25 protein-coding genes and 1 pseudogene are annotated in these 21,206 nt (G+C 69.1%); 15 read left to right on the top strand and 11 right to left on the bottom strand.

The window, feature by feature from the left end:
- Positions 1 to 906 (top strand): tyrosine-type recombinase/integrase (locus ACFW2E_RS15915; protein WP_384466731.1); only part of this gene is annotated, 906 nt, incomplete at its 5' end.
- 10 nt (positions 907 to 916) lie between these two features.
- The gene (locus ACFW2E_RS15910) at positions 917 to 1,288 is read left to right on the top strand and encodes a hypothetical protein (protein WP_384466729.1); all 372 of its coding nucleotides are present in this window, start codon (positions 917 to 919) and stop codon (positions 1,286 to 1,288) included.
- Between the two features lie 401 nt (positions 1,289 to 1,689).
- On the opposite strand, the gene ACFW2E_RS15905 is transcribed toward ACFW2E_RS15910, so the two are convergent.
- The 3 genes and pseudogenes from ACFW2E_RS15905 to ACFW2E_RS15895 all read right to left on the bottom strand — a co-directional run.
- Positions 1,690 to 1,971, bottom strand: a complete 282-nt coding sequence (locus ACFW2E_RS15905; protein WP_384466727.1) for a hypothetical protein — start codon at positions 1,969 to 1,971, stop codon at positions 1,690 to 1,692.
- Complete coding sequence (locus tag ACFW2E_RS15900; RefSeq protein ID WP_384466725.1) at positions 1,968 to 2,918, bottom strand: hypothetical protein; 951 nt, start codon at positions 2,916 to 2,918, stop codon at positions 1,968 to 1,970. The genes ACFW2E_RS15905 and ACFW2E_RS15900 overlap by 4 nt, the downstream gene beginning before the upstream one ends.
- Before the next feature lie 353 nt (positions 2,919 to 3,271).
- Positions 3,272 to 4,243, bottom strand: a pseudogene (locus ACFW2E_RS15895) (hypothetical protein); the annotation flags it as partial.
- Between the two features lie 433 nt (positions 4,244 to 4,676).
- Here ACFW2E_RS15895 and ACFW2E_RS15890 point away from each other — a divergent pair.
- A complete protein-coding gene (locus tag ACFW2E_RS15890; RefSeq protein WP_384466723.1) occupies positions 4,677 to 5,096 on the top strand; it encodes an RICIN domain-containing protein in 420 nt (139 codons plus the stop codon).
- Positions 5,097 to 5,860: 764 nt separating this feature from the next.
- Here the strand turns inward: ACFW2E_RS15890 and ACFW2E_RS15885 are convergent.
- Complete coding sequence (locus ACFW2E_RS15885) at positions 5,861 to 6,022, bottom strand: hypothetical protein (RefSeq protein ID WP_384466721.1); 162 nt, start codon at positions 6,020 to 6,022, stop codon at positions 5,861 to 5,863.
- A 166-nt stretch (positions 6,023 to 6,188) separates the two neighbouring features.
- Here ACFW2E_RS15885 and ACFW2E_RS15880 point away from each other — a divergent pair, with 166 nt between their 5' ends.
- A complete protein-coding gene (locus tag ACFW2E_RS15880) occupies positions 6,189 to 6,575 on the top strand; it encodes a hypothetical protein (RefSeq protein ID WP_384466719.1) in 387 nt (128 codons plus the stop codon).
- On the opposite strand, the gene ACFW2E_RS15875 is transcribed toward ACFW2E_RS15880, so the two are convergent.
- The 3 genes from ACFW2E_RS15875 to ACFW2E_RS15865 all read right to left on the bottom strand — a co-directional run bounded on the left by ACFW2E_RS15875 (position 6,538) and on the right by ACFW2E_RS15865 (position 9,590).
- Positions 6,538 to 8,139, bottom strand: a complete 1,602-nt coding sequence (locus ACFW2E_RS15875) for an MFS transporter (protein ID WP_384466717.1) — start codon at positions 8,137 to 8,139, stop codon at positions 6,538 to 6,540. The genes ACFW2E_RS15880 and ACFW2E_RS15875 overlap by 38 nt on opposite strands.
- Positions 8,140 to 8,233: 94 nt before the next feature.
- The gene (locus tag ACFW2E_RS15870; RefSeq protein ID WP_384466715.1) at positions 8,234 to 8,794 is read right to left on the bottom strand and encodes an NAD(P)H-dependent oxidoreductase; all 561 of its coding nucleotides are present in this window, start codon (positions 8,792 to 8,794) and stop codon (positions 8,234 to 8,236) included.
- Between the two features lie 196 nt (positions 8,795 to 8,990).
- Positions 8,991 to 9,590 (bottom strand): TetR/AcrR family transcriptional regulator, encoded by a 600-nt coding sequence (locus tag ACFW2E_RS15865; RefSeq protein ID WP_384466713.1) that lies wholly within the window; start codon positions 9,588 to 9,590, stop codon positions 8,991 to 8,993.
- 100 nt (positions 9,591 to 9,690) lie between these two features.
- Between ACFW2E_RS15865 and ACFW2E_RS15860 the strand changes: the two genes are divergently transcribed.
- From ACFW2E_RS15860 to ACFW2E_RS15835, 6 genes are all read left to right on the top strand, one after another.
- Complete coding sequence (locus ACFW2E_RS15860) at positions 9,691 to 10,389, top strand: NADPH-dependent F420 reductase (RefSeq protein ID WP_384466712.1); 699 nt, start codon at positions 9,691 to 9,693, stop codon at positions 10,387 to 10,389.
- A gap of 91 nt (positions 10,390 to 10,480) precedes the next feature.
- Entirely contained in the window at positions 10,481 to 11,485 is a 1,005-nt protein-coding gene (locus ACFW2E_RS15855) for a zinc-binding dehydrogenase (RefSeq protein ID WP_384466710.1), read from the top strand.
- A gap of 14 nt (positions 11,486 to 11,499) precedes the next feature.
- Positions 11,500 to 12,381, top strand: coding sequence for an LLM class F420-dependent oxidoreductase (locus ACFW2E_RS15850; protein WP_384466708.1), 882 nt, complete (start codon positions 11,500 to 11,502; stop codon positions 12,379 to 12,381).
- 23 nt (positions 12,382 to 12,404) lie between these two features.
- A complete protein-coding gene (locus tag ACFW2E_RS15845) occupies positions 12,405 to 13,265 on the top strand; it encodes an aldo/keto reductase (protein ID WP_384466706.1) in 861 nt (286 codons plus the stop codon).
- A 22-nt stretch (positions 13,266 to 13,287) separates the two neighbouring features.
- Positions 13,288 to 13,812 carry an NAD(P)H-dependent oxidoreductase gene (locus ACFW2E_RS15840; RefSeq protein WP_384466704.1) on the top strand — a complete coding sequence of 175 codons (525 nt, stop codon included), beginning with the start codon at positions 13,288 to 13,290 and terminating at the stop codon, positions 13,810 to 13,812.
- A 46-nt stretch (positions 13,813 to 13,858) separates the two neighbouring features.
- Complete coding sequence (locus ACFW2E_RS15835) at positions 13,859 to 14,725, top strand: SDR family oxidoreductase (protein WP_384466702.1); 867 nt, start codon at positions 13,859 to 13,861, stop codon at positions 14,723 to 14,725.
- A gap of 38 nt (positions 14,726 to 14,763) precedes the next feature.
- On the opposite strand, the gene ACFW2E_RS15830 is transcribed toward ACFW2E_RS15835, so the two are convergent.
- A complete protein-coding gene (locus ACFW2E_RS15830; protein WP_384466700.1) occupies positions 14,764 to 15,375 on the bottom strand; it encodes a TetR/AcrR family transcriptional regulator C-terminal ligand-binding domain-containing protein in 612 nt (203 codons plus the stop codon).
- 69 nt (positions 15,376 to 15,444) lie between these two features.
- On the opposite strand from ACFW2E_RS15830, the gene ACFW2E_RS15825 reads away from it, so the two are divergent.
- The 5 genes from ACFW2E_RS15825 (at position 15,445) to ACFW2E_RS15805 (ending at position 19,256) form a co-directional block, all read left to right on the top strand.
- Positions 15,445 to 16,032, top strand: coding sequence for an RBBP9/YdeN family alpha/beta hydrolase (locus ACFW2E_RS15825; protein ID WP_384466698.1), 588 nt, complete (start codon positions 15,445 to 15,447; stop codon positions 16,030 to 16,032).
- 71 nt (positions 16,033 to 16,103) lie between these two features.
- The gene (locus tag ACFW2E_RS15820; protein WP_384466696.1) at positions 16,104 to 16,943 is read left to right on the top strand and encodes an SDR family oxidoreductase; all 840 of its coding nucleotides are present in this window, start codon (positions 16,104 to 16,106) and stop codon (positions 16,941 to 16,943) included.
- A gap of 69 nt (positions 16,944 to 17,012) precedes the next feature.
- Complete coding sequence (locus ACFW2E_RS15815) at positions 17,013 to 17,624, top strand: TetR/AcrR family transcriptional regulator (protein ID WP_384466694.1); 612 nt, start codon at positions 17,013 to 17,015, stop codon at positions 17,622 to 17,624.
- A 93-nt stretch (positions 17,625 to 17,717) separates the two neighbouring features.
- Positions 17,718 to 18,671 (top strand): aldo/keto reductase family oxidoreductase, encoded by a 954-nt coding sequence (locus ACFW2E_RS15810; protein WP_384466692.1) that lies wholly within the window; start codon positions 17,718 to 17,720, stop codon positions 18,669 to 18,671.
- A 222-nt stretch (positions 18,672 to 18,893) separates the two neighbouring features.
- Positions 18,894 to 19,256 carry a VOC family protein gene (locus tag ACFW2E_RS15805; protein ID WP_384466690.1) on the top strand — a complete coding sequence of 121 codons (363 nt, stop codon included), beginning with the start codon at positions 18,894 to 18,896 and terminating at the stop codon, positions 19,254 to 19,256.
- Here ACFW2E_RS15805 and ACFW2E_RS15800 read toward each other — a convergent pair.
- From ACFW2E_RS15800 to ACFW2E_RS15790, 3 genes are all read right to left on the bottom strand, one after another.
- Positions 19,173 to 20,051: an IS3 family transposase gene (locus ACFW2E_RS15800; RefSeq protein WP_384466688.1), complete on the bottom strand. Its 879-nt coding sequence runs from the start codon at positions 20,049 to 20,051 to the stop codon at positions 19,173 to 19,175. The genes ACFW2E_RS15805 and ACFW2E_RS15800 overlap by 84 nt on opposite strands.
- Positions 20,052 to 20,081: 30 nt before the next feature.
- The gene (locus ACFW2E_RS15795; protein ID WP_384466686.1) at positions 20,082 to 20,411 is read right to left on the bottom strand and encodes a transposase; all 330 of its coding nucleotides are present in this window, start codon (positions 20,409 to 20,411) and stop codon (positions 20,082 to 20,084) included.
- A 196-nt stretch (positions 20,412 to 20,607) separates the two neighbouring features.
- On the bottom strand, positions 20,608 to 21,206 hold a 599-nt coding region (locus ACFW2E_RS15790), incomplete at its 5' end, for a transposase (RefSeq protein ID WP_384466684.1).

The following is a 21,206-nucleotide window of genomic DNA, read 5'->3' as shown; positions in this document are numbered from 1 at the left end:
CGGCTCGCGGGGGGAGGGCGCACGCGCCGCATCGATGCCGACCCCGGGCCCCACTGCCCAGCCGTTGCCGCCTTCGACGCCCCCCGCATGCGGGCCCAGGACCGGGCCCGCCGGGCCGGCACTCGCCCCCGCAGCGACCACACCCTGGAAACCGCCCTGTCCATCCTGCGGGACCTGGCCCGCTTCCTCACCGAGCACCGCGGCAAGGCCGACTGGGCCCTGGTCGACGTGCACGACATCGAAGCCTTCCTGGCCACCTCGCCCAAGGCCCGCAAGCGCCGACTGGTGGTGCTGCGGCAGTTCTTCCGCTTCGCCCGCTCCCAGCACATCGTGCTGATCGATCCGACCCGCACTGTGATCGTGAGGGAACGCAACGGCTTCCGCGGCCGCACCCTCACCCTCGACCAGCAGCGCGAGCTCTTCCACCGATGGACGACCGACGATCAGTTTCACCCCCACGAGGCTCTGCTCGGCACGCTCGCTCTGCTGCATGGAGCCTCCAGCACCGAGGTCCGGACATTGAAGATCACCGACATCGACGCAGCGGCCCAGACCGTTCGGCTCGGCAAACGACCCCATCCCGTCCCGCTGGACCCCGCCTCCTGGACCGTGCTGGAACGCTGCTTGAACCACCGCGCGGAATGGCACACGGCCAACCCGCATGTGATGGTCACCAAAGGAACCAAGGCCGGGGGGGGGGAGCCCTGCTCAACTGCCTATGTCTCCGACGTCCTTGACGACTGCGGATACCCGCCCGGGACGATCCGCAGCACCCGCCTCGTCGACCTGGTGAACACCATGGACCCCAAGCTCGTCGCCGCCGCCTTCGGCATGGACCCGCAGGCCACCCTCATCTACCTTGCTGATCACATCGACCCAGGACGCCTGCCCGACCAGCATCAGTAGAGGAACTTGCATGCGGCACCTCACCCCCTCAATCGCACTTGCCGCCCTCCGGCGCGGACAGCAGATCGAGCAGTTCCTCGGCAGGGTCGACCGCGACGGTCACCAAGGGCTTCGCTGGATCGCCCTGAGCCCCAGCTCTTCCGGCGTGACGATCTACTTGAGCGATGTCGAAGACGTCGGCACCGACAACTTCCTCGACATCACCGAGTTCCCGCCCCTGGACCCCGAGGAGGATACGTGGGGACGAGAGATCGCCGTCCTGCCCACCCCCGAGGAAGCCTTGCACCTGGCCGAGCGTGACCTCGCCGCAGACCCCCAACGCTGGGTCAACCAGGGCATCGTCTGCGACGAGTACCAGGACTTCCGCAAGACGAACCTGTGATGTTTCGGCGTCGCCTGGCACGAGTTCGCCGGAACATGTGCGCTTTCGCGAACGGCTCGTTGGCGGCGATGGCGACCTGTGGCACCGGGGTCCGGGTCCCCCCGGCATGGAGGAGGAGCTGACCAACCCTCTCCGCCGCTCTGGCGCCCCGACAGCCGCCGCTGCCCTGCTCGCTGTCCACCTCGACCATGCGTTCGGAGAGCACCCGGCCCCGCCCAGGCCATAGCGGTGAATGCGGATCCATCCTCGCCTGCGAAGGGCGCGCCTCGCCGAGGTCGAGGCACGCGTCGTCGAGGCGACGGTCACGCACGCCCGGCACAAGCTGGGCCGGGCACAACGTGGTCGAGGCCCAGCTCGCGAGCGTCAGGCCCAGTGCGGGGTAGGCGCGGGGCGGGCCGCACTCACCCAGGCCGAGAAGGACCTCGCTGCCGTACGGCAGCGAGGTAGGCCGGTGCGGGGGGCAGGGCACGGAGCCCGACGTCGTACGCCATCGCGCCGAGGGCGAGGACCACGAGCGGCCACACGAGGGGGGAGGCTGCCGGGATGGTCCCGTGGACCAGGGCCGCGCCGACGCTGCCGGTGCCGAGTGTCGCGGTGCAGGCTGGAATGTTGGGCAGGGCGATCCGCAGAACCACCTCCCGGCGCCGGGCCGGGCGGGCCGGGACGGGGTTGAGGGCGCTCATCGTCCGCTCACCATGCTCGTCTCGGCCTCCAGAGAGCGGCCGGTGATGCGCGCAGCGAGCCCTTTCACTTTCCGGCGGACCTTCTCGCCCTGACGCTTCGGCTGCGCAGCACCAGCGGCCATGGCCGCTTCAGCCCAGGTGGTGACCCCGGGGGTGGCGAGGGCGAGTGTCACCGCTCGCTCGGCCGGGGAGAGGGCCTCCAGGATCTCGGTCAGGCGCGGGTCATCGAAGCCGGCTTCGACTCCGGTGTCGGCGGCGGTCTGTGCGGGGACCAGGTCGTACAGGGTCAGCCCGTCGCCGAGCGGGGTGTCGAGCAGCAGCAGCCGCGCTTGGCCGGTCTTGCGGCGCCAGACCGGGGTGAGCTGCCGGTTGATGGCCTTGGCCTCTGACTTCAGCTTCTTCAGAGCGTCAGGGGTGAGGTGACCTTGGTCGTAGAGAGGATCCGCCCAGTTACCGAGCAAGGCGGTGGAGACCGGTTCATTCCATCCGCTCCACAGTCCCAGCACCTTCGACCTGAAGGAGTGGATTGTGGATCCGTCGCCAGCGAGGGCGGCCTCGCGGGCGCTCAGCGCCTGGATTACGTCGGGGACCGGGATGTTCAAAGCCCGGAACCCGGACTCGATGGTCCGGTTGGCCGGGTGGCCGGCCTTGAGTACCGCCGTGCCGGTGGTGGTGGTGGTGATCATCATGGGAGGGGCGACACGGTCGAACGGCTCCGGCAGTCCGAACGTGCCGTCCACGTCGAGAGCGACGCTTCCGTCCTCCCGGAGGGTCACGGTATCGCCGGTGTTCCCGCTCCAGTGGGCCGGGAACAAGGCCGTGACCGCCGCGCCGGTATGCGAGTCCCAGTTGAACTGGCTGATCCGCTCCGCCAAGTCGGTGTGGACAGAGCCGTCATCCTCGACCATGGTGTAACTGGGCGTAGGCGTCGGGTCTTCGGTGGTCATGAGCGTCTCCTTGTCGGGGAAAATCCTTCTCCTCTCGGTCCCGGCACGGGCCCGATCCGACAATGCACCTCGGATCCTTTTTGTGATCTGCGTCACAGTAGTCCGGGTTGCTCGGAGCTCGCGGAGCCGGTCGACAGCCCTTGAAGCGTCAGAGCCGACCAGTGCCAGCTGGAGCGCGGATGGGGCCACAGCGGCGGGCTCGGCCACGCCGTGCTCGTCCACCAGCCGCTCGGAGATCAGCTCCACTGTGTGCCGCTGCTTGCACGGCGCATCCACACCACCCGCAGCATCCGATCGATCAGCGGCTTGAACGAACCGAGCCGAGTCGCTCTGGACGCCGGGTCCTCAACGCAGCGCAGGCGCCGCCAAGTCTCGCGCAGGACGTGGGACAGCAGCGGCAGGCCACCGGGTTCGCTTGCGATCTCGTCGACGAGGCGGGCGGTCAGGGCGCGTTCGACGATGAGGCTCTCGGCCTGGGCCGGTTTGACGATCACCTCGCGCAACTCGGCGGGGTCCATCGGGCCGGCCGGCACGGTTGCGTCCTGTAGCGCGGCGGTCAGCCGGGGATGTGCGGCGCAGCGGCCGAGGAAGTCGGCGCGTACCGCGATCACTACGCGCAGCCGACTCGCTGGGTCGGTAGCGGCCAAGAGGTAGTCGATGAACTGGTCACGTTCACTGGGGTCCGTGCACAGGGTGTACACCTCTTCAAACTGATCCACAATCAGCCACGTGTCACCGTCCCCATCGGCTGGCACCAGGCGCTGCCCATGCGTGCGCAGCGGCTGCTCACCGGGAGTGAGTACGCGTACAGCAGCCGACCGCGGCCCGGCGGTGTCAGGGCTGCGCAGGCGCGGGATGAGGCCAGCGCGCAACAGGGAGGACTTGCCACTGCCCGACGGGCCGAAGACCGCGGTGAACCGGCCAGAGCAGACCTGCTGGAACAGGCGCTCAGTAAGTCCGTCACGGCCGAAGAACAGACCGGCATCGGCCGGTTCGAAACGGGCCAGCCCCCGATAAGGAGACTCGGCGTCCACGTCCTCGGCCTGGGGTTCGGCCGCCACCTCCGCGGCCGCCTCACGCCACCGCTCCTCCCACTTTTCCCGGTCGCCGCCACAAGCCTGGACGTAGGCGAGGGCGACCGCCAGGGTCGGCAGCTGCTCACCGCCAGCCGCCTGCGACAGCGTGCTCGCCCCCTGCCTAGTGCGCTGCGCCATAGACCGGTAGGTCGGACTGCTGGCCTCCGCACGGAGCTTGCGTAACTCGAACGCAAACCGCGCAACCGGCCCCGCACTCGGATCCAGTGGGCTTTCCCGACGTCCCGCCATCGACTGCTCACCACCGGCTGCCCGTTCGCCGACCCGTGAGCGCGGCGCGATGGCCCGCCACGCTACGCACGCCCGTGACATGGGGCAAATCTGAGGCGTGTTCTTAGGTCAGCTCCCCACGCTGCAGCCGTGACCTGCGGGGATTCCATTGATCAGGGTGGCAGAACCGGCTGCCCATTCAATACCCAGCCCGCTGAACTCGATGCCAGGCACCAGCCCGTCAAGAACGTCGACGGGACTCGGGGTGCACATCTCCAAGGAGGACATCATGCGATTGCGCAGGAAGACAGCTGTCTCTGCGGCTGGCGTAGCCCTGGCCTGCGGGCTGGCGCTGCCTGCAGCCGCCACACCAGGCGGAGCGGCGGGCTCCGCGGCCGGGCACGCGAGGGCCTCGTCCCTTACGAGCAGCGCTGCCAACGCCAACGAGTGGTCGATGTGGATCAACAACAAGGACAGGTGCCTGGATGTACCAGGCTGGTCAACCCGGAACGGCACGGGGCTGGACGCCTGGGACTGTCAGCATCAGAACAACGAGCGGTGGATCCCGGTGGGCCCGTTCACGGGGCGCGGCGGGCACATCGTCTTCCTGATCAAGAACGCGCACAGCGGCAAGTGCATTAACGATCCCGGCTACTCGCGGGCCAACGGCACCCGCCTAGTCCAATGGACCTGTCGGCGGAGCGACAGCAACAGTCAGTGGTACGAGGAGGACATCGGCAGTTACGTGATCCTGCACAACGCCTACAGCGGCAAGTGCCTGAACATCGCGGGCGCCAGCACCCGCAACGGTGCATGGCTGATTCAGTACACGTGCCGGAACACCGCAAGTGAGCGGGTCCACATCGGGGGCTGACCCCGACGGCAGCCTGGTGTGCGATCGTCACGGGCGGGTCGGGGCTGACTCGGCCACAGCCCGTGCCGATCACTTCGGTGCCAGGGCAGTCTCCGGGAAGTCGCCTACGCTCAACAGCAGATACTCGCCCGAACACGATCTGGACGCTGGCTCTGTTCACGTCGCAGAGCAGCGTTTCGACAGCAGTTCGGGAGGCAGTGCCCGCGCCGGATGTTCACGACTTCGGGCAGCAGCTCGGCGGTGACCGGCTGGAAGCCGTGTGTCGGCCCTTGGGATCTCGGGACAAAAGCGCTGTCTACGGGCGTAGGCGGCAGCCACCATCGCACCGTTGCCGACCGCGGGTGGGCGCCTCCCGTTCTCGTGAACATCGACTCTTCAGGTCGCCGGGTGCCTCCCGGAGCCATGAACACGTGCTGCCCGAAGTCGTGACCAAAGCCAGAAGGCGATCCAGTCCCGAGTCAGGAGCGTCGCTGGAGCCTCCGATGTCCATCCAGCGCTCGGGCTTCGTGGCGCGGGCCGGAGCATGAATCCAGGAGATTACCCATTTTAACCGCGTCCAGGTCACCGAGGCACCAAGCGGTCTGATCCACGGCTTCGCCGCCGGCGACGTTACTCACCTTCTCGCCGAACTCCTCGAGAACGCGACCGCGTTCTCAGATCAGGGTGTCACCATTCAGGCCGAGGAGGTTGCGGACGGTCTACTGATCGAAATCGACGACAAGGGCTTGCCCATTGAACTCAGCCAGCGTCGACGACTCAACGAACTACTGACCGATCCTGAGCAGTTTGATATCGCCGAGCAACTCGTAAAGGACGGCCGCAGCGGGCTCTTCGTTGTCGCCCGTCTCGCCCAACGACACGGGATCGCCGTTCGCCTCAATAAGAACGTGTACGGGAGTAACCAAGCCAGCGTCGTACTGCCGCACGCCCTACTCGCACCCAAGCCACAGCCCGTTCCACCGCAGTTGACACCCGCCATGATGGTAAAGGCCGGTGCCCGCTCATCAGCGGCGCCCATGCGCCGCGACGGCCATGACAACAGTCACGACGGCGCTGGCGTGAGGACGGTCCCACTTCCGTCCCGCCCGGCTCGTGCTGGATCGTCCGGTTCATCGGATCAACGGGCCGGCTCGTCGCAGTCTCCGAGCCCCGGGAAAGCTCCATTGCCACGACGCAGCGGTTCCTATCTGGCACCCGAACTACGGCAAGGCAGCCCATGGCGAGGACGAACAGGGCGGTGCCGGGGACGTCGATGCGTGCGATGGAGTTCTTCGCCTGCTGGACTCTCTTGGCCAGGGCGGGAACGGACAGCAGCACCAGGCCGAGCACGATGGCCTGCAGGGCGAACACCCAGCTGATGGTGATGCCCAAGGCGTCGTAAAGCGGGCCTTTCTTCTCGACGGCGACGGTCTGGATGCGCTGTGCGACATCTCCAAGACTCTCAGTGATCCGCCGGATCTGTCGCGCACCGAGCGGTGATTGCCATCTTCCGGGGGACGGCGGGGCCCTCGTCGAGCTTCTTCTGCGCCGCTTGCTTGTCTCGCTGGGCCTCGTTGATCCACTGGGTGACGACGGCGGGGTCGGCTCCGGCGTCGAGGGCTGCCCGGTAGCGGGCGAGGCGCCGTCTTGCAGCGAGGGTATTCCGGGTGCGCAGGCCGAGGAAGGCGACGATCGCGGTGAGGGCCAACACGGCGGCCAGGACGCCCAGGGCGAGGTTGTAGCCGCTGGTGGCGGCGGCCGCGGGGGTTGCTCCGGTGACGGCGAGTTCGTGGGAGCGTGCCAGGGCGAGGGAGGCGAAGGCGGAGACGCCGATGGCCGCGCCGATCTGCTGGGCGGCTGTGAGGACACCGCTGGCCAGGCCGGTTTCGGCGGGGGTGATGCTGTGGACGGCGGCGACGGTGCTGGAGACGATCACGGATGAGGTGCCGAGCGGCAGGACGAGCAGGCCGGGCAGGAGGTCGGTGGCGTAGTGGCCGCCGGTGGGGACGCCGGAGAGCAGCAGGATGCCGGTGGCGGCCAGCAGCAGGCCTGTGGTCATGACCCGGCGGACGCCGAAGCGGGGGATGAGGCGGCGGGTGGCGGCGACGCCGGCGAGGACGGTCAGGCCGAAGGGGACATAGGCGAATCCGGTGCGCATCGACGAGTAGCCCAGGACCTGCTGCATGTAGAGCGTCATCAGGAAGAACATCGTGATGATGGTCGCCAGGATCACGCCGCCAGCCAGGTAGGCGGTCGCGCGGGTGCGCGAGCGGAAGAAACGCAGCGGCGCCAGCGGGTGCGGCGCCCGCGCCTGCCACAGCGCGAAGACGGTGAGGACGAGCACGCCCGCGCCGAGGCGGCCAAGCAGGGCCGGGGAGGTCCAGGCGGTGTCGCCCTTGCCGAGGAGGGCGAAGACGATCAGGGAGACCGCTGCGGTGACGAGGACCGCGCCGGGGAGGTCGAGACGGCCGCCGCCGCGCTCACGGCCGGCCGGGATGAGACGGGGCGCGAGGACGAAGACGGCGGCGGCGACGGGCAGGTTGATCAGGAACACCCAGCGCCAGGAAGCGAGTTCGGACAGAACGCCGGAAAGGACGACGCCGAGCATGCCGCCGAAGGCGCCGATGCCGCCCCACAGGGACAGGGCGCGGACGCGTTCCCTGGGGTCGGTGAACAGCAGGGCCACCAGGGACAGAGCGGCGGGTCCGGCGAACGCGGCGCCCGCGCCCTGAGCGAGGCGGCTTGCGACCAGCGTGGCGGGGCTGCCGGCGAGTCCGGCCGTCGCCGAGGCGAAGGTGAACAGGGCCAGACCCGCCAGAAAGACGCGCCGGCGTCCGGCGATGTCCGCAAGGCGGCCGCCGAGCAGCAGCAGGCCGCCGAAGGTCAGGGCGTAACCGTTGACGACCCAGGCCAGCCCGCTCTCGGAGAAGCCGAGGCCGCGCCGCAGAGAGGGCAGGGCGACGTTCACGGCGGTGGCGTCAAGGATGAGCACGAGCTGAACGAGGGCCAGCACGGCCAGGGCGCGCCAGCGCCGCGGGTCGGGGCCGGTGGGGGTGACGGGCACGAGGAACTCCGAGTCGGTGCGGCCGGGCCGCGGGAGAACGGGGGCGGCGGACCGTAAGTCACGGTGCGTCCGCCGCCGCTGGGGCGCTGAGGGGTCAGACCTGGACGGGGATCTCGCCGGTGGCGAGCATGTCGCGGTAGGTCTTGGCGTGCAGCGTGATGTCCTCGGCCGAGACGGTGCCCAGCATCAGACCGTAGAGCTTGAAGGCGCCGCGGTAGTCGACCTGGCACATCTCCATGCTGCGCTGCACAGGGAGCAGCAGTTCGTCGATGGTCGCGCGGTTGAGTCCCGCGTGACTGTAGCTCTCGGGGTTGTTCCCGATGGTGACGGCGACCAGGACCTTCTTGCCGCGCATCTCGGACGGCGAGCCGTCGAAGGTGAAGGCGAACCCCATGGACAGCACAGTGTCCATCCACTGCTTGAGCAGCGCGGTGACCCCGTACCACTGGAACGGGAACTGCAGCACGATCGTGTCGTGCTCGCGGATGAGCTGCCGCTCGCGCTCCGCGTCGATGCGGAAGTCGGGGTAGGCGGCGTGGAGGTCGTGGACGGTGACGTGGTCCACGCCCCTGACTGCTTCGATCATCGCGGCGTTGGCCTGCGAACCGGGCAGGTTGGGGTGGGCCAGGACGATCAGGGTGCGTGGTGCGTCCATGGGGTCTCCAAGCAGATATGCGGTGGCGGGTACGGGACGTCGCAGCGACGACCCAATAATCAGAACCGAGCGGTTCGGTATCTAAAATGGAGCCGAGCGTGCCGATGATTCCCGCAGTCGCGTGTGGCGTGCGTCACGGACCGGCTCGGCGCGCCCGTGCGCCAATACCGCCCCGCAGACGTCAGGAGGTGAGCGGCTACGGGTGCGAGCGCACGCCCAGGACGGCGGCCGCCGCGCGTTCGGCCCAGTCCTCGTCCGTGGCCCGTCCGGCGAGGTGGTCGGCGTAGAAGACTCCCAGCAGGGCAGAGGTCAACGCGTCTGGGTCGGCGTCGGGAGCGAGCGCGCCCTGAGCGCGGGCCCGCTCCAGCAGTCGGCGTACCGCGGTGCGGCGGGGCTGCACCGCGTGCTCGCGGAAGTGCGCCAGGAGCTCCGGTGTGTGGGCCTCCTCCGCGAGGCAGGTGCCGATCAGGCTCATTCCGTGAGTGCGGGTGAGCGTTGCCGCGAAGTCGGCGAGCTGGGCGACGAGGTCGGCGAGCGCGTCACCCGTCTCCGGTGGCCGGGAACAGGGCCGCAGGGTCTTCAGGGCCGCCGCCGCCAGCTCCGTCTTCGTCTTGAAGCGCAGGTGGATGGTGGCCTTGCTGACGCCGGCAGCCCTGGCCACCGCGTCCAGGGTCATCCGGGTGAATCCCTGCTGTGTGAGCAGGGTCAGCGCCGAGGTGAGTATCGCGGCGTCCTTGCCCGGGCAGCGAGGGCGGCCGGCGGTGTTGCGGCAGTCCGCTACGCCTGTGTTCTCCATGGCCTCATCATAGGCGCTTGCAATACCGAACCGCTCGGTTTAGATTTTAGGTGTCGGGCGGAACCGTCGCGACGTCGAATCCCGGAAAGGACCCACCCTCATGCGTTACGCAGTTCTCGGCACCGGCGTCGTCGGGCAGACCGTCGCCGCCAAGCTGGCCTCCCTGGGCCACGAGGTCGTCGTCGGCACCCGTGACCCGAAGGCCACGCTGGCCCGGACGGAGCCCGACGGCTACGGCAACCCGCCGTTCGCCCACTGGCTGGCCGCCCATGAGCAGGTCCGTCTGGAGACGTTCGCCGACGCGGCCGCCTGGGCCGAGACCGTGGTCAACACCACCTCCGGTGCGGCGACCCTGCAGGCCCTTGAGGCCGCCGGAACCGCGAACCTGGCGGGCAAGGTGCTCATCGACATCGCCAACCCGCTGGACTTCTCCCAGGGCATGCCCCCGTCGCTGAACCCCGTGAACACCGACAGTCTCGGCGAGCAGGTGCAGCGGGCCTTCCCCGAGGCGAAGGTCGTCAAGACGCTGAACACCATGAACTGCCAGATCATGGTCGACCCGGCCCGCGTCCCCGGCGAGCACACCGTGTTCGTCTCCGGCGACGACACCGTGGCCAAGAAGGCCGTCACCGACCTGCTCGTCTCCTTCGGCTGGCCGGCGAACAGCGTGCTCGACCTGGGCGACATCAGTACCGCCCGCGGCACGGAGATGCTCCTGCCGATCTGGCTGCGCCTGTGGGGCGCACTCGGCCACGCCGACTTCAACTTCCACATCCAGGGAGCCCGCACCGGCGCCTGACCCCGAGCTGGGCGGGCCGGGCGCCGGAACCTCCCCCGAACCCCGACGCCCGGCCCGCCCCATCCCCGTACGACCGACGGAAGCCCCTCCCATGCGCGCCCTCGTCCTGGACCGCCCCGGCAGCCCCGAGACCCTGCACCTGGCCGACCTGCCGCTGCCCGTCCCCGAGCCCGGGCAGGTGCGCGTCCGGGTCGAGGCGTGCGGCCTGAACCCGGTCGACTACCAGATCGCCGCCTCGGGACATTCGGACTGGGCCTGGCCGCATGTGCTGGGCCTGGACGTGGTGGGCATCGTCGACGCGCTCGGCGAGGGCGTGACCAGCACGCATGTCGGCCGGCGGGTGGCGTACCACGGTGATCTGCGCCGCCCGGGAGGTTACGCGGAGTACGCGCTGGCCGACGCCTCGGTACTCGCCCCGGTGCCGGCCCGGCTCGACGCCGTGTCGGCCGCGGCGTTGCCGTGCGCCGGCATGACCGCGTACCAGGCGGCCGTACGCCGGCTCCGGGCCGGCAAGGCGGACACGGTCCTGGTCGCCGGGGGCTCGGGCGGTGTGGGCGGCTTCGCCGTCCAGTTCGCCGCCCTGGCCGGAGCCCGCGTGATCGCGACCGCCTCCGCACACAACACCGACCACGTCCTCGGGCTTGGCGCGCACCAGGTCATCGACTACCGGAGCGAGGACGTCGCCGCCCGGGTGCGCGAACTCACCGACGGACGCGGCGTGGACGCCGTCGTGGACACCATCGGTACGGCGTCCGCCACCCAGGGCCTGCGGCTGCTCTCCTACGGCGGCGCGCTCGCAGCCGTGGCCGGCCGTCCCGACCTGCACGCCCTGCCGCCCTTCACCACCGCACCGTCGGTGCATGAGATCGCCCTCGGCGCGGCGTACGCGCACGCCGGCGAGAAGGCTCGTGCCGATCTGGCACACATGCTCGCCGACGTGATGGCTCTGGCGGCCGACGGCCGAATCGACCCCATGCTCGCCCGGACCGTCGCCCTCGACGACGTCCCGGACGCGCTCGTCGAGCTGTCCGGCCGCCACGTGCGCGGCAAGATCGTCGCCTCCATCACTCCCGGCCCCGTCACCCGATCCTCCTGAGGAAGGCGCACACCATGAAGACCGCCATCCACCTCGTCTCCTTCGACGTCCCCGGCAACGCTTCGGCCATCGCGCCCGTGCTCGCGGAGACGGCGCAGCTCGCCGAAGAGGCGGGCATCGCCTCGCTGTCGCTGATGGACCACTACCTGCAGATCGGCGGCATGGGTCTGGGTGACGTGGACGCCCCCATGCTGGAGGGCTACACGACGCTCGGCTTCCTCGCCGCGCACACGCGCTCCCTCCAGCTCCATCTACTGGTCACCGGGACCACCTACCGCCACCCCGGCCTGCTCGCCAAGATCGTCTCCACGCTGGACGTGCTCTCCGGTGGCCGCGCCACCCTCGGCCTCGGAGCCGCCTGGTACGAGCGCGAACACCACGCGCTCGGGGTCCCGTTCCCGCCCCTGACCGAGCGCTTCGAGCGCCTGGAGGAGACCCTTCAAATCGTCCGCCAGATGTGGAGCGAGGAGACGGGCCCGTACGACGGCGAGCACTACCAGCTCGCCGAGACCCTCAACTCCCCGCAACCGCTCAGCCGTCCGCACCCGCCGATCCTCATCGGCGGCGGGGGCGAGAAGAAGACCCTGCGCCTGGTCGCCAAGTACGCGGACGCCTGGAACATCATGGGCGACCTCGACACGGTCCGACGCAAGACGGAAGTGCTGCGCGAGCACTGTGACCGCGAGGGCCGGGACTTCGACTCCCTCACCAAGACCCTGATGCACCTGGGGGCCCCGCCGTCCGACGCCGCCTCCACCGACGCCTTCCTCAAAGACATGGAAGGCTACGCGGCCCTCGGCTTCGAAGAGGTCCACCTCATGCCCTTCGGCCCCGACCCGCGACCGGTCGTCCAATATGTCGGCGAGCACGTCGTCCCGCGCCTGGCCACCCTCTGACCACACCCGAGGAGCACACCCCCATGCCCCGTACCGATCCCGCCTTCCCCATGCCCGACGGTCCGGGCGCCACCATCCCGTTGCACGGCGGAACCCGCATCCCGGTCCTCGGCCTGGGCGTCTTCCGGGCCCCGGCCGGCGAGGCCACCGAGCAAGCGGTCACCGCCGCGCTCCGGGCGGGCTACCGTCATATCGACACCGCCGCGGTGTACGGCAACGAGGCCGACGTCGGCCGCGCGCTGCGGGCCAGTGCCGTCGACCGCGACGAGGTGTTCCTGACCACCAAGCTGTGGAACGCCGACCACGGCTACCAGCAGACCCTCGACGCGTTCGAGTACAGCCGCCGCCGGCTCGGCGTCGAAACCCTCGACCTGTACCTGGTGCACTGGCCGGTCCCCGGCCCGCGCCTGGAGACCTGGCGCGCGATGGAGCACCTGCAGGAAAGCGGCAAAGTCAAGGCGATCGGCGTGAGCAACTACATGACCCGCCACCTCGACGAGCTGCTCGCATCAGCCCGGCACGTTCCGTCCGTGAACCAGATCGAGCTCAGCCCGTACAACTACCGTTCCCGGTCGGATGTCATCGATCTGTGCCGGGCCCAGGGCATCCAGCTGGAGGCGTACAGCCCGCTCACCAAGGGCCACAAGCTGAGCGACCCGCCGCTCGCGCACATCGCGGACGCCCACGGCAGGAGCACCGCGCAGGTACTCATCCGCTGGGCCTTGCAGAAGGGCCTGGTGGTCCTGCCCAAGTCCACCCACGCGGACCGCATCGCCGCCAACGCCGACGTCTTCGACTTCGCCCTCACCCCGGCCCAGATGGAGATCCTCGACGCCCTCGACGAGAACCTCGTCACCGGCTGGGACCCCACCACAGCGCCCTGACCCCACGGGAGAACCACCCCTCATGTCCGCACGCCGCACCCTCGTCGTCGTCGCCCACCCCGATCTGGCCGCCTCCCGCGTGACCGCGCACCTGGCCGACGCCATACGCGACATCAGGCACGTCACCGTGCACGACATCGCCGCCGCCTACCCGGACGGCCGGATCGACGTGGCCCGAGAGCAGCGCCTGCTGCGCGAACACGACACGATCGTCTGGCAGTTCCCCTGGCACTGGTACTCCGTGCCAGGGGTGCTCAAGTCCTGGATCGACCAGGTCCTCACGTACGGCTTCGCCTACGGGGCCGACGGCACCGCGCTGCACGGCAAGACCCTGCAACTGGTCACCTCCACCGGCGGCCCCGCAACCTCCTACGCCACCGACGGGTTCAACCGCTTCACCATGGCTGCGCTGTTGGCCCCCATCGACGCCACCGCCCACCTCACCGGCATGCGCCTGGCCGAGCCGCTCGTCCTGCACGGCGCCCGCACCGTCTCCGACGAGGATCTGGCCCTTCACGCCAAGCACTACCGCGCACTCCTCGCCTGAAGGCGTGCCGTCCTGTCCGCCCACCACTGAAACCCGAGGTCCTGACTTGAGCGGTCCCACGACCGGCAAGACCGTCCTGATCACCGGCGCCACCGCCGGCATCGGCAAGGCCACCGCCCTCGAACTCGCCCGCCAGGGTCCCATCGTCGCCATCGTCGGCCGCGACGCGGACAAGACCCGCGCCGTCGCCGCCGAGATATCCGCCACCACTGGAAACCCGGCCGTCGAGCCGTGGACGGCCGACCTGTCCTCACAGGCCGAAATCCGCCAACTCGCCCAAGAGTTCATGGTCAAGCACCCCGTGCTGGACGTCCTGGTGAACAACGCGGGCGGTTACTGGAGCACCCGCCGCACCACCGTCGACGGTATGGAGCACACGTTCGCCCTCAACCATCTGGCACCCTTCCTGCTCACCAACCTTCTGCTGGACGCTTTGAAGGCCGCTTCCGCGGCACGGGTGGTGACCGTCAGCTCCGGCGCACAGGCCATGGGCAGGATCGACTTCGACAACCTCCAGGGCGAGCGTGGGTACTCCGGCCAGCGCGCCTACAACCAGTCGAAACTCGCCAACGTGCTGTTCAGCAATGAACTCGCCCGCCGTCTGGAGGACACCGGCATCACCTCCAACGCCCTGCACCCCGGCGTGGTCCGTACGGACTTCGGCAAGGAGGACCCCACGCGCCTGTTGCGTGTCCTCACGCCTGTGGTCCGCGCCTTCATGCTCACCCCGGTCAAGGGCGCGCAGACCTCCGTCTACCTCGCGACCTCCTCCCAGGTCGCGGGCGTCACGGGCGGCTATTTCGTCAAGAGCAGGCCCAGGCGCAGCAGCAAGCTCTCCTATGACCGGGAGTTGGCTGCCCGGCTCTGGGACGTCAGCGAGCGACTGACCGATCTCCCCGCGCTCCGCGCCTGATTCCGATCACGAGGCGCGAATGGTCCCGCGCCTCGTGATCAGGTGCGGGGGCGGCGCAGGCCGTCGAGCATGTGGTCGATGTGGCGCGCGGCCTCGCGGGCATCGAGCGGCACATGCCCCACCAGGAGCCGGTACCAGAACGGCCCGAACAGCAGGTCGATCGCGTAGTCCAGATCGAGATCGCCGCGCAGCTCACCACGGTCCAGGCCGCGCGTGAGGATGCGGGCGACCACCTCGCGCCGACCGCCGACCCAGGCGCGGAAGGGCTCCTCGAAGGCGTCATCGAGCTGCGCCTCGGCCATCAGGCCGCGCAGCGCCCGCACCCGCAGCGGATGGTCCACGACGCCGTACAGCTGCTCGGCGAAGACGACCAGGTCCTCACGCACGCTTCCTGTGTCGGGCTGCGGCATGCGCTCCGCGACGGTGCGCGTGTACGCCTCCATGACGAGTTCGGCCTTGGAGCGCCACCACCGGTAGACCGTGCTCTTGGCGGCGCCGGACCGCTTGGCCACACCCTCGATGGTCACCCCCTGGTAGCCGCATTCCTCCAGCAGCTCGGCCGCGGCGGCCAGGATCTCCGTGCGGGCCTCCTGGCTGCGGATCCGGCCGCCGGTGCGGGGGGTACGGGCGGGGGCGCTCTGGTTCGGCATGTGCCCGACGCTAGCAGTCGTGCTATCGCTAAACAAAACGCTACGTATCGATTTGATTGGAAGTTCGACATGCTGACGACCCGCGTCGTGCTGTCCCACGCCTGGACCGCGGACCCAGGCACCGCCTGGTACCCCCATCTGGCGAAGCAGCTCAGAGGAGTGGGGCACGAGGTGCGCGTCCCGCAACTGCCGGAGCCCATGACCCCGCGTCGTGAGCCGTGGCGGGAGGCCCTGGCCGCCGAGGCCGCCGTCGGCCCGGCCGAGCAGACCGTGCTGGTCGGCCACAGCCTGGGCGGGGTCAACGTGCTGCGACTGCTGGAGCAGCACGACACCGAGCGCGACGGCGCCTACGCGGGGGTCCTGCTGGTGGCCACGCCGGCACGCAGCCTGGGCTTCGGCGAGATCGAGGAGTTCTTCGACGGCGGCTTCGACCACGCACGCATCCGCCGGGCGGCGGGGCAGGTGCGCGTCCTGATCGCCTCCGACGATCCCGTCCTGGGTCCGGATCCTCTCAGCCACGTGCGTGAGCACGTCGAGACCCTCGGCGCCACCGTCACCCTCACCCCGACCGGCGGCCATTTCAGCCCGGCGGAGCAGTGCACCGAGCTGCCGAGCGGCCTCGCCCTCGTACGGGCCGCACTCCACAGCCGTAACTGAACCCCCTTCAATTAACTGCCCCCCTTCCCGCCCGCCGATCCACATCGATCAAGTCGATCCAAGGAGTCCCCATGACCGTCCTCGTCACCGGAGCCACCGGAACCGTGGGCCGAGACCTCGTCGACCTGCTGCTCGCCAAGGGTGAGCAGGTCCGCGCCCTCACGCGCGACCCCGCCAAGGCGAACCTGCCCGACAAGGCCGAAGTCGTGGCGGGCGACCTGGGAGACGCCGCCGCGCTCCCCGCTCTGCTGGACGGCGTCGAGAAGGCGTTCTTGTTCATCGGCCCGGACCACGGCACCGAGTTCGCCGAGGCCGCCGCGCAGGCCGGCCTCAAGCAGGTCGTCGTGCTGTCCTCGTTCACGGTCACCATGGACTGGCCCAGCGTGCCCAACTTCATCCGCATGCACCACGAGGTCGCCGAGAAGGCGCTGACCGACGCGGGTGTGCCCGCCACGTTCCTGCGCCCGTCCGGCTTCGACTACAACATCCTGCAGTGGACCGGCGCCCTTCGTTCCCAAGGCGTGGTGCGTGCCCCCTTCGCCGACGCGGCGCTGCCGCTGATCCACCCCCGCGACATCGCCGACGCGGCCGCCATCGTGCTGACCGAGCCAGGCCACGACGGCAAGGCGTACATTCTCACTGGTCCCGAGGCATTGACCCCTGCCCGACAGACCACCCTCATCGCCGACGCCCTCGGCATCCCGACCCGGTACGAGGAGCTGAGCACCGAAGAGGCCGCCGAGGTCCTGCGCGGCATGGGCCACCTGCCCGAGATGCTCGTGCCCTCCGTACTGGAAGTACTCGGCCCCGAAGCCGCGGCCCTGCCGGTCTCCCTCGCCTCCGAGGAGCTGACCGGCCGCCCCGCCCGCACCTTCCGCCAGTGGGTCCAGGAGAACGCGGACAGGTTCTGATCGCCATCCACGTCCCGCGTCGAATCCGTACCGAACCACTCGGGGCGGATTTCCGTCTATCCTGTCCCGATGGGTGACACGGAGACCAGGAGCGCGGGGCGGCCGCGATCGGCCGAGAAGGACGCCGCCATTCTTCAGGCGGCCCTGGAGCTGCTGGCCTCCCACGGCTACACCCGGATGAGCCTGAGCCAGGTCGCCGCCGCCGCACAGGTCAGTAAGTCCACCATCCACCTGCGCTGGAAGACCAAGGCCGACCTCCTCACCGCGGCACTCGCGGCCCTGCGCATGGCCGACGCCCCACCCGCGAGCGGAGACACCCGCGCCGACCTCGTGGCGATCCTCAAGGACTTCGCCGCCACCGTGGAACGTGTACGGGGCATGGCACTGATCGGCACCTGCCTCGCCGAGGAAGCCCACACCCCCGAACTCCTCGCCCTGCTGCGCGAACGCACCGTGCTGCCTCGCCGGACCCTGCTGCGCGAGGCGCTGGAGCAGGCCCGCGACCGCGAGGAGATCCGCGAGGACGCCGACCTCGAAGCGGCCGTCTCCTCACTCCTCGGTCCCTTCTACGCCGATTACATCGCCGGCCGCGGCGGCCGCATCGGCTGGGCCGAAGCCGCAGTCGACCTGGTCCTGGCCGGCCTGCGTCCCACCCGCAGCCGGAACCTCGACGACCGATAGCGCCACGTCCCCTACCAGCCGCGCGCAAGGGAGTGCGGTCGCGGTTGAAGGCACACCGGCTGACATTCACCCATACCCCCTAAGGTGACACCCATGACGATCCCGGGCCTCGAGAGCCACCAGGTGCTGTACGGCTGCATGGGACTCGGTGGTGACTGGACCGACATGCCGTACGGTGCGGCGGACATCACCAACGCCGAGGCAGCGATCGAAGCGGCGCTCGACAGCGGTATCACCGTGTTCGACCACGCCGACATCTACCGGTACGGGAAGGCCGAAGCGGTCTTCGGTGAAGTCCTGGCTCGCACTCCGGGCCTGCGCGAGCGGATCCTGATACAGACCAAGTGCGGCATCCGGCTCCCGCACGGGGACCAGCCCGGGATCTACGATCTGCGCGGGCCCACCATCGTGCAGCGGGTCGAGGAGAGCCTCAAGCGACTGCGCACAGACGTGATCGATGTCCTACTGCTGCACCGCCCCGATCCGCTGGCCGATCCAATGGACATCGCCGAGGCACTGACCTCCCTTCACCGACAGGGCCTCGTACGCGCCTTCGGCGTCTCCAACATGGCCGCCAGTCAAATCGAACACCTCCAGGCCGCCCTGGACCTCCCCCTGGTAGCCAACCAGCTGGAGATGAGCCTTGCACAGCGGGACTGGCTGGAGTCAGGCGTGCTCGTCAACACGCCCGCGGCTGCCGGCAACGGCTTCCCGCTCGGCACGATCGAGTTCTGTCAGCGCAACGGCCTACGTCTCCAGGCATGGGGAGCCCTCGCGCGCGGCCGCTACACCGGTCGCCAGGAGACGCCGACCGAGCAGCAGACCGCCGAGCTGATCTCGTCCCTGGCACGAGCCAAGAACACCACCCCCGAGACCATCGTCCTGTGGTGGCTCCAGCGCCATCCCGCCCGGGTCGCACCCGTCATCGGCACAACCAGCCCCGAGCGCATCCGCGCCTGCCGGGACGCCGCGCTCCGCGAGCCCGCCCTCAGTCAGCAGGAGTGGTACGACCTATGGCTGACCGCCCGAGGTGCCCCGCTTCCCTGACAGCACCCCATCGTGGCCTTTCGCCCTCCCCGGCCGATCGGTGAGGCTCCGCCATCTTGACGTGGCTGGTCAGCGGTGTGGCGTGACCCCGTTTCGGGGTGTTCGTGCTGGTCGTGGACGGCAGTCTGTGGTGTAGATCGTCTGGCAGGGCGGGTTTTGCCGATGAGTTCACCGTCCTCGAACGGTCTACCCAGCGACACGACCGTTCTCGACAGGAGTGCCATGTCCACCATCCAGCCAGTGATCTTGACTGCCGACCACGCCTTCCTGCTCGGCTTCTATACGAAATTGTTCGGCGCCGAGGAGATCTTCCGGGTGCCTGAGGAAGGCCCGGTCTTCTACCTCGGCTTGCGCATCGGCGACACCGACCTCGGGCTGGTGGCCAAGACGAACTTGGGGACCGGGACGGCACCGCGGATCCTGCTCAGCATCGGGGTTGACGACGTCGACGAGACGCTCGGCCGGGTGGGGGTGTCAATCCCCTCGATGTGTGGAGAGTTTCTAAGCGGCCAGCTCCAGGGCGGAGCCGGTCCGATGCTTGTGTTCGTAGTCGATCGGGCTGTGGTACCCGCACACGCTGTGTAGGCGGCGGGTGCTGTAGAAACCGGTGATCCAAGTGGCGATCTTCAGCCGGGCCTCGGTGCGGGTGGCGAAGGTGTGCCGGTGGACGTATTCGACCTTGAGGACGCTGTTGAACGCCTCGCTGACGGCGTTGTCGAAACACGAGCCGACGCGTCCCATGGACTGGGTCACGCCGAGGCGGCGGCAGGCCCGCTTGAACCGGCGTGAGACATACTCGCTGCCCCTGTCACTGTGAAAGATCACGCCTTTGACGTCGCCTCCTCGGGTGGCAGTGGCCATGTGCAGCGAGGCCACGACGAGTTCGGCATCGTGACGGGCGCCCATGGCGTAGCCGAGCAGGCGGCGCGAGAACAGATCAATCACCGTGGCCAGGTACAGCTTGCCCTCGCTGGTGACGATCTCGGTCATGTCGCCGCACCAGTCTTGGTCCGGGGCATCCGCGCTGAAGTCGCGGCGCACGAAGTCCGGGACCGCGGCCCGTCTGCCCGGGCGGGTGAGCCCGCGGCGTCGCCGGATCTTCCGTCCGGCCAGGCCGAGCTCGGCCATGGTCCTGGCGACGGTGTTCACCGAGACGCGCCATCCCTCCCTGACGAGAGTGATCCACACCTTCGGGGAGCCGTAGGTGCCGCCCGAGGCGTCGAAGATGCGTCTGATGGCTTCGGCCAGCTGTCCGCGCCGCACCTCGCGGCAGGTGACGTGCTTGTCCTTCCACTTGTAGAACCACGACTCGCTCACGCCCAGCACGCGGCAGGACACGGTATGCGGAATGTCCTGCTCGGCCTTGCAGTCGCTGATCACCCCGGCCAGGTGGGCCGGGGTCCGCCGCAGCTACTTCACCCACAAAGCCATGCAGCGTTTGAAGACATAACGTTCCATCTCCAGCTCCCGGATGCGCTTGTTCTTCTCACTCATCTCCCGGCGCAGCCGCTCCAGCTCGGCACGTTCGCCCTCTCGCAGCCGGCCACCCGATTCAGCGGGCGCGGGCCGGTCGGACGAGGCCGAACCGTTCCTCCTCCAGCGTGAGACCCAGCTGTGCAGCGTCCCCGGATGCACACCGAGGTCCTCGGCGACCTCCGGGATCGGCTTGCCCGTCTCGATCACGATGCGTACAGCACCCTCACGGAACTCAGCTTCGTACTTCTGTTGCTTGTGCCCCATGAACCTCAACTTCCCCTGGTATCACGGACTCCACGGTACGAGGGGACCCTCACCCCGGGCCGATCCCTGCCCGTCTGATCGACCCCAGCGACCTCGCCAGCTACGTCATGCACGCGACATCCCAGGCCAGCGAACACGACACGACCCACTAATTCATCGGCTCTGGCCCGTAGTCGGTGGTGACGCCGAGTAGCCGTCAGGGCAGGAGGATGCGGTGGCGGAGGAGGTCGAATCCGGCGCGTCCGTGCATTTGCCGCATGATCCTCTTGGTGCGGGTGTTGACACCTTCGGTGCGGCCGTTGTGGTAGGGCAAGGTGAGACCGGCGTTCACGGCGGATCGGTCGATTTCGAGACCGTTGGTGAAGCTGCGCAGGTGAGGCAGGTCGATGGCCCGGGCGGTCGTGATCCACTCGGTGAGTTTCACGTCGTTGCCCTCGGTCGGTTTCAGCAGGGCGGCGAGGCCGCGTATCAGATCGGCGAGTGCGGTCATCTCCGGGCAGGCCGCGGCGATCTTCTCCAGCAGGACCGTTTCCTTCGGGCGCAGGTTCTCGGGGTCCGTGAGTAGGAGGCGGCCGGCGTGGCGCACCGTGGTGACGGGCCGGTCGCCTTCGGCGCGGCCCTGGTTGAGGTAGCGGACCAGGAGGTTCGCGCTGTCGGTGTAGCCCAACTCCCGTATCTCTTGGAGGAGATGGGTGACCGGGACGGCCGGATCTTCGGCGCGGCGCCGGCGCAGATGCTCGCGGTAGGGGTCGACGAGGGTGGGCCGGTAGGAGGGGGTGAGGCGCAGGGCCTGGG

Origin of the sequence: Streptomyces sp. NPDC058964, assembly GCF_042741275.1 — a bacterium.
Lineage (GTDB): Bacteria > Actinomycetota > Actinomycetes > Streptomycetales > Streptomycetaceae > Streptomyces.
The sequence above is the reverse complement of the archived record's forward strand: the minus strand, read 5'-3'. Positions and strand labels throughout refer to the sequence as shown.

Coding starts and splice junctions, on each gene's coding strand:
- ACFW2E_RS15805 (WP_384466690.1), top strand. CDS start 18,894: ATGTCCACCATCCAGCCAGTGATCTTGACTGCCGACCACGCCTTCCTG.
- ACFW2E_RS15795 (WP_384466686.1), bottom strand. CDS start 20,411: ATGGGGCACAAGCAACAGAAGTACGAAGCTGAGTTCCGTGAGGGTGCT.
- ACFW2E_RS15845 (WP_384466706.1), top strand. CDS start 12,405: ATGCCCCGTACCGATCCCGCCTTCCCCATGCCCGACGGTCCGGGCGCC.
- ACFW2E_RS15870 (WP_384466715.1), bottom strand. CDS start 8,794: ATGGACGCACCACGCACCCTGATCGTCCTGGCCCACCCCAACCTGCCC.
- ACFW2E_RS15900 (WP_384466725.1), bottom strand. CDS start 2,918: ATGACCACCGAAGACCCGACGCCTACGCCCAGTTACACCATGGTCGAG.
- ACFW2E_RS15815 (WP_384466694.1), top strand. CDS start 17,013: ATGGGTGACACGGAGACCAGGAGCGCGGGGCGGCCGCGATCGGCCGAG.
- ACFW2E_RS15905 (WP_384466727.1), bottom strand. CDS start 1,971: ATGAGCGCCCTCAACCCCGTCCCGGCCCGCCCGGCCCGGCGCCGGGAG.
- ACFW2E_RS15910 (WP_384466729.1), top strand. CDS start 917: ATGCGGCACCTCACCCCCTCAATCGCACTTGCCGCCCTCCGGCGCGGA.
- ACFW2E_RS15825 (WP_384466698.1), top strand. CDS start 15,445: ATGCTGACGACCCGCGTCGTGCTGTCCCACGCCTGGACCGCGGACCCA.
- ACFW2E_RS15840 (WP_384466704.1), top strand. CDS start 13,288: ATGTCCGCACGCCGCACCCTCGTCGTCGTCGCCCACCCCGATCTGGCC.
- ACFW2E_RS15890 (WP_384466723.1), top strand. CDS start 4,677: ATGTGGATCAACAACAAGGACAGGTGCCTGGATGTACCAGGCTGGTCA.
- ACFW2E_RS15865 (WP_384466713.1), bottom strand. CDS start 9,590: ATGGAGAACACAGGCGTAGCGGACTGCCGCAACACCGCCGGCCGCCCT.
- ACFW2E_RS15820 (WP_384466696.1), top strand. CDS start 16,104: ATGACCGTCCTCGTCACCGGAGCCACCGGAACCGTGGGCCGAGACCTC.
- ACFW2E_RS15850 (WP_384466708.1), top strand. CDS start 11,500: ATGAAGACCGCCATCCACCTCGTCTCCTTCGACGTCCCCGGCAACGCT.
- ACFW2E_RS15830 (WP_384466700.1), bottom strand. CDS start 15,375: ATGCCGAACCAGAGCGCCCCCGCCCGTACCCCCCGCACCGGCGGCCGG.
- ACFW2E_RS15855 (WP_384466710.1), top strand. CDS start 10,481: ATGCGCGCCCTCGTCCTGGACCGCCCCGGCAGCCCCGAGACCCTGCAC.
- ACFW2E_RS15810 (WP_384466692.1), top strand. CDS start 17,718: ATGACGATCCCGGGCCTCGAGAGCCACCAGGTGCTGTACGGCTGCATG.
- ACFW2E_RS15860 (WP_384466712.1), top strand. CDS start 9,691: ATGCGTTACGCAGTTCTCGGCACCGGCGTCGTCGGGCAGACCGTCGCC.